Annotated in this window: 8 protein-coding genes and 1 pseudogene; 3 read left to right on the top strand and 6 right to left on the bottom strand. The window is 47.6% G+C overall.

The genetic code is table 11. The features are described from left to right. Positions 1-31 precede the first annotated feature (31 nt). The 4 genes and pseudogenes from K4A83_RS21085 to K4A83_RS21070 form a co-directional block, all read right to left on the bottom strand. Positions 32-1522, bottom strand: a complete 1491-nt coding sequence (locus tag K4A83_RS21085; RefSeq protein WP_265266674.1) for a peptidoglycan-binding protein — start codon at positions 1520-1522, stop codon at positions 32-34. A 142-nt stretch (positions 1523-1664) separates the two neighbouring features. Beyond that, positions 1665-1904, bottom strand: coding sequence for a hypothetical protein (locus K4A83_RS21080; RefSeq protein ID WP_265266673.1), 240 nt, complete (start codon positions 1902-1904; stop codon positions 1665-1667). Positions 1905-1944: 40 nt separating this feature from the next. Then, a pseudogene (locus K4A83_RS21075) lies at positions 1945-2316 on the bottom strand (RNA-guided endonuclease InsQ/TnpB family protein); the annotation flags it as partial. A 197-nt stretch (positions 2317-2513) separates the two neighbouring features. Next, complete coding sequence (locus K4A83_RS21070) at positions 2514-3809, bottom strand: D-alanyl-D-alanine carboxypeptidase (RefSeq protein ID WP_265266672.1); 1296 nt, start codon at positions 3807-3809, stop codon at positions 2514-2516. A gap of 209 nt (positions 3810-4018) precedes the next feature. Here K4A83_RS21070 and rimM point away from each other — a divergent pair, with 209 nt between their 5' ends. Beyond that, positions 4019-4660 carry a ribosome maturation factor RimM gene (gene rimM / locus K4A83_RS21065; protein WP_265266671.1) on the top strand — a complete coding sequence of 214 codons (642 nt, stop codon included), beginning with the start codon at positions 4019-4021 and terminating at the stop codon, positions 4658-4660. A gap of 100 nt (positions 4661-4760) precedes the next feature. Next, positions 4761-4988: a hypothetical protein gene (locus K4A83_RS21060; protein ID WP_265266670.1), complete on the top strand. Its 228-nt coding sequence runs from the start codon at positions 4761-4763 to the stop codon at positions 4986-4988. 211 nt (positions 4989-5199) lie between these two features. On the opposite strand, the gene K4A83_RS21055 is transcribed toward K4A83_RS21060, so the two are convergent. After that, the gene (locus K4A83_RS21055) at positions 5200-5421 is read right to left on the bottom strand and encodes a ferredoxin-thioredoxin reductase variable chain (protein ID WP_265266669.1); all 222 of its coding nucleotides are present in this window, start codon (positions 5419-5421) and stop codon (positions 5200-5202) included. A gap of 189 nt (positions 5422-5610) precedes the next feature. Between K4A83_RS21055 and K4A83_RS21050 the strand changes: the two genes are divergently transcribed. Next, complete coding sequence (locus K4A83_RS21050) at positions 5611-7257, top strand: N-acetylmuramoyl-L-alanine amidase (RefSeq protein WP_265266668.1); 1647 nt, start codon at positions 5611-5613, stop codon at positions 7255-7257. On the opposite strand, the gene K4A83_RS21045 is transcribed toward K4A83_RS21050, so the two are convergent. Beyond that, positions 7254-8003, bottom strand: coding sequence for a circadian clock KaiB family protein (locus tag K4A83_RS21045; RefSeq protein WP_265266667.1), 750 nt, complete (start codon positions 8001-8003; stop codon positions 7254-7256). The genes K4A83_RS21050 and K4A83_RS21045 overlap by 4 nt on opposite strands. Between the last annotated feature and the right edge of the window lie 103 nt (positions 8004-8106).

The following is an 8106-nucleotide window of genomic DNA, read 5'->3' as shown; positions in this document are numbered from 1 at the left end:
CCACTCCCCTGCTCCCCCTCGCCCCGACTCCCTATTCCCCCAAACTGCCTTCCACAGCCCGCTTTAAGACTTCAGTCACTTCTGTAGCCATCCTCGCATCCAATTGAATCGCCTCCTGATTAGCATTCCTTGGACTTAATTGAATTGCCCCACGCATCGCTAAACTAAACGTCACTAAACGGTTAGGCGTGCGACTGTGGTCAATACAATGTACCAAAGTAACATAAACCGCCTCCGCCCGATTGCGAATGCTAGTAATCCCATTTCCTAACTTAGACAAAATCACCACCGATTGCAGTTTATCGCGCAAATTCAGCTGTTGAATCCCTCGATCCATTAAACGGGCTGAATCATAACCAAAAGCGCGAACTAAACACTCTAAACTATGCCATTGTGCGCCCGGTAAACGAGAGGCTTGGGGGAGGTAATAGTGCCATCCCAACATCGAAATCATGCGAGTTAAATCATAGGAGGAAATGGTATTACTTTCCCATTGGGGAGCGCGAGGATCAGGGCTTAAAACTAATAAACCATTAGTGCGATCATACAACTCAGGAGAATCTATAAAAGGAGCTTCTCCATAACGTCCCCGAAAAATTAGTTTTTGATTGCCCGTCATCCGTTTTAACCAATTTTCTAGGGTAATTTGCGGCGCAAACCGCTTAAACATTGCCCCTAATGCGTTAGAACTCGCATTTTTTTGTTCATAACTAATGACATCTTGAGCGAGATCAAAAAAGGGAATATGTTTATAATTTCCTTGGCTATCTTGACCACGAATATTACACAAATCAATATTAACCCGGGAGTATTTCCGATTGGCTTCACTGACCACGTATAATAGGGGAATTATTTTAGTAGCACTCCAAAATTCATCGTTATGCAGCGCGTTCCGTCCTAACCATTTGACCTGAAATCCTGACTCGGTAAAACTGCCAACACAGGCACAAGCTTCTTTAATATCAGAGTGCAAAAAGTTTAAGCCTTGTGAATCAATTTTAGGCAGTTCTCCCACAAAAGGATAAGAGGAAAAGCTTGCATCAACCACAGAAGCAGAAACGACGTTCTGACCATCGGGTTGTCGCATTAAATAACTGGGATAGTTTTTGATGTCTCCTTTATAGGGAGATTTATAAATCCCTTCATAAAACAAAGCAGGTTTATCTGCATTTCCTTGGCTGGATTCTGTCAGAAAATCTTGATAAATTTGTTGGGAGTTTTTGGGGGGAATATTGGGAGGGGTAATGGGAGGCTGAATAGTCCCAGATTGCCTGTTTAGTAAAGCTTCAGCAAAGAGCTTATCAAATTGTTCCCCCGTGCGATAATTGACTGGAAATTGCTTACAAAAGTTGTTTAAAGCTTCATCTGTTTGGGGACTATAAGCCCCATCTAACCAAGATCCCCCCGGATACAAGTTTAATGCACTCAATTGGTTTTGAATCTGTTTCACTAATTCGGTATCAGTGCGTAAGGTACTGAGTTTAATTACAATATTGTGATGAATAATATCTTCAAGTTTCATAAAAGATTAAATTCCCCCTATTGAAGCGGTTTATAATTGTCAACGGCACTCCATCACAGCCGAGGCAAGAAAAATGGGCAAGACAGACAAGGGTTTGTCTGCCCACAGTACGCCGCACATCACCAAGAACCAAGGATGAGGCTTAAGACCAGCCCCACTCTAATTCACCTCGGGCAATTTTTTGATGAATCAGTTCATTAATTAATCCTAATTCGGCGGGGGAGGCTTTTTTATCTGCCCACAAAACTCTTTTTATTTCTTCATATTCCCCTTTGGTGACGACACCATCCTCAACGGCTTTTTCGATGACTTGTTTCAAGTGTTGAAGTTGCGCTTGATCCGCTTCGGAGAGATTTTCCCAGATGGGTCTACCTTCTTTCATTAGACACCTCATTAGATTATGCTATCCCCAGATTGAACTACCCCACCCTGCCAGAGTCTCCCTCAAACTTAACGTTGGCGGGATAACTTAATGACTGCCGACCATGCTTTGACTTGAAACGGGGCAATTGCGCCCGCTTCTCAAAGCAGTTTTTATAGGCAGTGGAAAGATTGAGAGCAACAACTTGCAAGGACTGGGAATAGGCATCCGTTAGCCAAGGGTATTCCTTTTTTAACCCTGGCAACAGACTCTGGATATATCGACGAGATAATCCTTTGCCTGTCTTGAGATAGGTTTCTTGGCATAGGTTGAGTGCAAAATTCCCATACCAACGACAGCATCCAAAGGCCTTGGCGAGAGACACTTTTTGGTCGTTGGTTGGGTAGATGCGATACTTGTATGCCTTATACATTATCTTGATTGGCTGTTGCCGATAATATTGTAGCTGCTCATCCGAGAATTCGCGATCGCTCAGTTGGTTTATTGGTTGCTATTCATCCCATTCCTCGCTTGCAGTGAGGGGAATTCCGCAACATTTTGTTAAAAGATCATCTAAATCCGGTGACATGATCCACGGCTCAGGAACTGGGTTTTTAGCCAGTTGGAGGATCAAAATTCGCTGAGGATACGACTGGGATCGCCTATTTTTTCTGGGGTTTTGTTTTGGTCGGACAGGGGAAGAGGAGCAACTCCCCAAGCTTGGGATAAACGTTGCAGTAGAATATCCTGTTGTCTCCTTAATTCTAGGATATCTCCTCCTTCGTTGATGATGGCAAACCACACTAAACCGCGATCGCGTGTCGGCAACACTCCAGCTAAAGCACTGACCGAGGCGAGAGTTCCGGTTTTAATCAGAGTATGGGGGGGGAAATTACGGGTTTTCATGGTGCCTTCGGTGTCTCGGCCTTCTACGGGGAATAAGTCCCCCACCCCCAAGGAATTATCCGCTAATTGACGTTCTAGGGCCATTAACATGGCAACGGAAGCGTAGGGAGAGATGCGATTCGCAACACCCAAACCTGAACCGTTGATCAGTTGGATTTCTTGGGGGGGAACTTGGGTAATCTCGGAGGCTATACGCATGACCTCATCTGCCCCCCCAATGGACTCCGCGAGGGCTTCGGACATCATGTTATTGCTGTAAATATTCATCTGTTTAAGGATTTCCGCCAAGGTGACGGACTGATGACGCAATAACAGGGTGGGGGAGTTGCTGGGGAGTTGTGACTGGGTAATGATGCGACCACGCAGGTCAATCTGGGGGCGAGGGGTGCCAGGTGCCATTAAGCTGTATTGGGTGACGATTTCCCCTTGCCAGTGCTGAGAGTTGAAACTTTGGAGGAGGAGTTGGCTGGTAACGTTGGGGTTGGTGCGATAGTTCATGTAAAATTTCCCCACGACAATGAGGTTGCCCTCAACACGCTTCAGGCCTAGCTGATTCAGGGCGTTTCCCAGTGCGATCGCCTCTTCCCAAATAAAAAACGGATCCCCACTGCCTTCAATCACCAAATCCCCTTGTAATACCCCTTCCCGAATGGGTCCGGTACTATAGACACGGGTTTCAAAACGATAGTCTGGCGACCAAGTTTCCAAGGCTGCGATAGTCGTAGCAATTTTAGTCAAAGAGGCCGCAGACATCGGGTCTTGTCCCCGTCGCACGGCTAAACGAGTCATATCCGACTGAAGCCAAACCCCTTGACGATTAGCGGCAATTCCCCGAGCGGCTAAGTCGTTTAAATACTGTTGTACAATTTGTTCGGCTTGAGCATCCGGTTCACTGGGCAGTTGAAAAAAGGGGGTTTGCTCCCAAGCTAAGACCTCTTCAATTTGAGGGGGAGGGCTCAGAAAGTTTAAAACGCCTAAAAACGCGCCCGCAGCGCCAAGTAATGCAATGGGTTTGAGCATAGTCGATCAATCTCTACAGGGGCTATTGTAGCTGTCTACGGTGCTTCTGTGACCGCTCCCGTGGGAAATTCAGAGAGATTCCCGCTCTATCTTGCTCTGTGCTAGATAGTGTGATTCAGTTTAAGATCGTAAGGGAATCTGCGATCGCAAAAGCCCTTATCTACTTGACCTGATTCTCGTTTCTCCAAACACTATTAGTCTAGAAACCTATGATTCAAACCTCCCCCCTCCCCGAAATTGCCCCAGATAATCTAATTGAAGTCGGAACCATTGTCTCTCCCCAAGGCCTTCAGGGAGCCTTGCGGGTCTATCCTAGCTCCGATTTCCCGGAACGCTTTCTCAATCCCGGTCTGCGCTGGTTACAATTGCCCAACGCTTCGGCCCCCCAAATGGTGGAGTTAGTGGCCGGACGAGTTTTGCCGGGGAAAAACCTGTATGTGATTGAATTGGCCGGAATTGGCGATCGCACCCAAGCCGAAAATCTCCGAGGGGCTAAATTATTAGTCTCCCAAGACGATCGCCCCATCCTAGAGGACGAAGAATATCACGTCGCCGATCTGCTCAACCTCCAAGTCATTAACCAATTGACCGGAGAAACCATCGGACAAATCACCGACGTATTCAGCGCAGGCCATGATCTCCTAGAAGTTACCCTCAAGACTCCCCCCCCCGAAAATTCTCCGGAAACAGAATTATCCCCCCCGAAAAGGAACAAACAACGGCGGCAACAGTCAAAACCGCCAACGGTCTTAATTCCCTTTGTTAAGGACATTGTGCCTGTGATTGACCTCAAGGCTGGCTGTGTCGAAATTCACCCGCCCCCAGGTCTTTTAGAAGTGAATCAAGCTTGAATCCAATGCTATGATGGCGGGTAAAAACGAGGCTAATTCAGGGGCTATTCTAGCTCAATTCCAACTTCTACCCCTTCCACACTTTAAGGAGAAAATTTATATGGAAATGCTTGGCTACAATGAAATGGTAGTTCTCTATGAAAGCCATGTCGGATCGCTAGAAGTGCGTACTCTGACCTTCCCTAAAACATTCAATTTGAAGCAACTCTCAACAGCCGCCGCCCTAATTGGCTTTATCTTCTTTGGCGGATTTACGGCCGTTGTTGCCACAACCTTAGCCCGTCCTGGTCAGGGGGAACTTGCCCCCCAAGAAATCCCCCTACCCTAGTTTTAGTCAACTGCCCCACCCACAAGGGGATGGATAGCAACCGACTAACCTCTCTTAACTTGTCAATATTGGTTAAGCCTTCTTATCCCCCCGTATTTCCCCCCCCGTATTTCCCCCCCTTCCAAAGGGGGGCTAGGGGGGATAAATCCCTTCCAAAGGGGGGCTAGGGGGGATAAATTCCTTCCAAAGGGGGCTAGGGGGGATAAATCCATTAAATACTTTCTAGTTCATCTTCTCTGAGGTGGGCGCGGAATTTCTTACTGAACTGGACGAGGTAGGGAAAATTTGCGCTTACAGGTCTACCTTCCCACTCCGTAATAATCGCTGTTAGTTCGCCTTCCATCCCTTTGATGTCGAACGCTTGTTTTTTGTTTTCGGGGTGATGATACACAATAACAGATTCTTTAACACGAACGCGATCGCCAATTTTCATAGTGTTCTCTTGTCTCTCTCGTGGGTCAGCAAGTGAATTGCCATTTCATTACTTTACACCCGAGACGGTAGCCTTGAAAATTGATAATTGATGCCTCAAACCACATCCCAAGCAGAAATAGGCAGAGTTTTCCTGCTCCCGATTGATTACGATAAGGCAGAATAATGAGAGTGCAAAGACAAAACAGTTATGAAATATGGAATTGATATGGGACACAATGCCCCGCCAGATGTTGGGGCATCTTCCCGCTTTGGTCTAGAGGATGATCTCACCAAAGCCGTCGGAACACAAGTGATTCAGAAATTGCGGGATCTGGGTCATGAAGTGATTGACTGCACCCCCAGCCAAGCCAATAGTGTCACGAATTCGCTCTGGCAGCGTGTTAATGCCGCCAACACCCACCGAGTCGATGTCTTCGTTTCCATTCATTTCAATGCCTTTAATGGCAGCGCCCACGGAACCGAAATCTATGCGGTGAGTGATGCCGGGCGGCGCATTGCTCAACCTGTGTTAGAAAGTATTGTAGCCCTAGGCTTTTTTAATCGCCAAGTGAAAAATGGCTCTCATCTCTATGTGTTGAGAAATACCAATATGCCCGCTATTTTGGTGGAATGTTGTTTCATGGACTCAGAACGAGACATGAACCGCTATAACACCACCGCTATGGCAAACGCCATTGTCATTGGATTAGCCGGGAGGCTCCCAGATAGCAGTCGAAATGAACCCAGTCCGGGCGATCGCACCAAAGCACTACAAGAAGCCCTGAATCGTCTCCAGATTCGAGATAGCAACGGCAGAAGTTTAGTTGAAGACGGCATCACCGGACCCGCTACCCAGTCCGCCACCCAACGGTTTCATGAAATTATCGGCATTAACGCCGCCGGATCTCCCGTATCCTTTACTTGGAACGCCCTAGACGAAATTTTCACCCAACCCGTCTTACGTCCCAATGAGGCTGAAGGCATTGCCGTGCGCTATGTTCAATTTCGCATCGGGGGGGAACTCACCGCCGTTTATGATCAACCCACCGTTGAACTGGTGAGAAGCTTTCAACGCCGTCAAGGACTAGCGACTGATGGGATTGTCGGGCCCCAAACCTGGTCCCAACTCCTCGGTAATCCCATCCCCCGTTTAGCCTTGGAAATTATCCGAGATACGGTGCTGAAACAACAACCCATTGATAGCACCCTCATTTCTGATCCCAACTTGAAATACACCATTAATCGGGGGGAAATCCTGCCCTTGCACAGTTGGAAAGAGGAAGGCAACCATGTAAGAGTCGCCCTCCGAGATCACACCTTCAATGGCTTTAACACTTGGTACGCCTTTGTAGACCATATTGAAATTCTCGAAAACGGCAAACCTTTACAACAAGAACCTGCCGTAGAACAACCTCAAGTTCAACGAAACGATGCCTTTAACCTACCCGGTTATACCAGCACCTTCTACCTCAATGATCCCATTCTGCCCAACGGTCACTTTTTCTGGCGAGAAGCCTTACATAATGGCCAGCGTATGCCCCAATCCAAAGCCCATGTCGAAAACATTCTCGCCCTCGCTTCCCGCTTAGAAGAAGTGCGGCAACGCTTAGGCGGATTCCCCATGACTATCACCAGTTGGTATCGTCCCGAACCTTGGAACCGTCAAGCCGGGGGAGCGACCAATTCCCGCCATTTATCCGGTCAAGCGGTGGACTTTCTGCGGCCGGGTTTAACCGGGCGACAAATGGCCAGCCGTTTGAGTAATTGGCCTGGAGGCATGGGGATTTATGTCCAGTATCCCAATTTATTACACTTAGATATCCGTCCCTATCGCGCCCGTTGGGGAGGGGCTTAAACCGTTGCAATAATCTTTAAAATCCGTTCAGTATCCTCCAACTCCCCTACAATTCGGCGAACCGGAGTCGGCCAAGCCCGGACGAGGGTAGGGGTGGCGGATACTTGGTCTTTTTCGGCCTGTTCAGGATGTTTGAAGATGTCAATGACTTTGAGGGTGTAGGGAAATTTTAAGCCGTCTTCTAGCAGTTTATGAAGGTTCATGAGGGTTTTTTCCGTACTGCTGCGATCGCCGGAAATAAATAGCCTTAAGACATAAGTGTTAGGCGACTCCGGCAGAGGCAAATCGGGCGCAGCTTGGAAGTCATCCCAAGGATTGGGCAAACGATGATAGGGAATAATTAAATCATGACAGTCCCATAATTCGGGAAAGCGAGAACGATAACTCTCCACAATCAAAGGTTCGCAAAATTCCTCTTGCCACGGCACCACCTGCCAAATAAGATTAGGAGTCCCAAAGAGAGCATTTAACAAGTATTTATAGCGTTGTACCGGAGGATAACATTCCGCGACAGTATGGAGATTTCGGGTTTTAGGATCTCGCCAACGGTCAATGGTGGCCGTATAACTGGGAATGAGAAAATGAGGCGGTTCCGATAACCCAAGGACTTCTTGTAACCCTGTACAAAGATGGGTATGCCATCGGTCTTGTTTATTGGGGTCAATGCCATAGATAATATCGCCTCCGGGAGTAAAGAGCGCGATTCCCTTAAAGACTAAGGGTAAGGTAGGAGCAGAATCAGTCATAACCGTGTGAGTGGAGGAGGAAAGGAAGCAATAGGGCTACACCTATTTTAGGGCTTGCTGAATAACTCTACTCGTGGGGCTAGAGAGCAGGGGGGCAGGGGAG

This window comes from Spirulina subsalsa FACHB-351 (assembly GCF_026130165.1).
GTDB lineage: Bacteria > Cyanobacteriota > Cyanobacteriia > Cyanobacteriales > Spirulinaceae > Spirulina_A > Spirulina_A subsalsa_A.
This window is presented reverse-complemented; position numbering and strand designations above follow the sequence as displayed.

Excerpts from the sequence above, each read along its gene's own strand:
- K4A83_RS21080 (WP_265266673.1), bottom strand. The coding sequence starts at position 1,904 with ATGAAAGAAGGTAGACCCATCTGGGAAAATCTCTCCGAAGCGGATCAA.
- K4A83_RS21085 (WP_265266674.1), bottom strand. The coding sequence starts at position 1,522 with ATGAAACTTGAAGATATTATTCATCACAATATTGTAATTAAACTCAGT.
- K4A83_RS21060 (WP_265266670.1), top strand. The coding sequence starts at position 4,761 with ATGGAAATGCTTGGCTACAATGAAATGGTAGTTCTCTATGAAAGCCAT.
- K4A83_RS21045 (WP_265266667.1), bottom strand. The coding sequence starts at position 8,003 with ATGACTGATTCTGCTCCTACCTTACCCTTAGTCTTTAAGGGAATCGCG.
- K4A83_RS21050 (WP_265266668.1), top strand. The coding sequence starts at position 5,611 with ATGAAATATGGAATTGATATGGGACACAATGCCCCGCCAGATGTTGGG.
- K4A83_RS21070 (WP_265266672.1), bottom strand. The coding sequence starts at position 3,809 with ATGCTCAAACCCATTGCATTACTTGGCGCTGCGGGCGCGTTTTTAGGC.
- K4A83_RS21055 (WP_265266669.1), bottom strand. The coding sequence starts at position 5,421 with ATGAAAATTGGCGATCGCGTTCGTGTTAAAGAATCTGTTATTGTGTAT.
- rimM (WP_265266671.1), top strand. The coding sequence starts at position 4,019 with ATGATTCAAACCTCCCCCCTCCCCGAAATTGCCCCAGATAATCTAATT.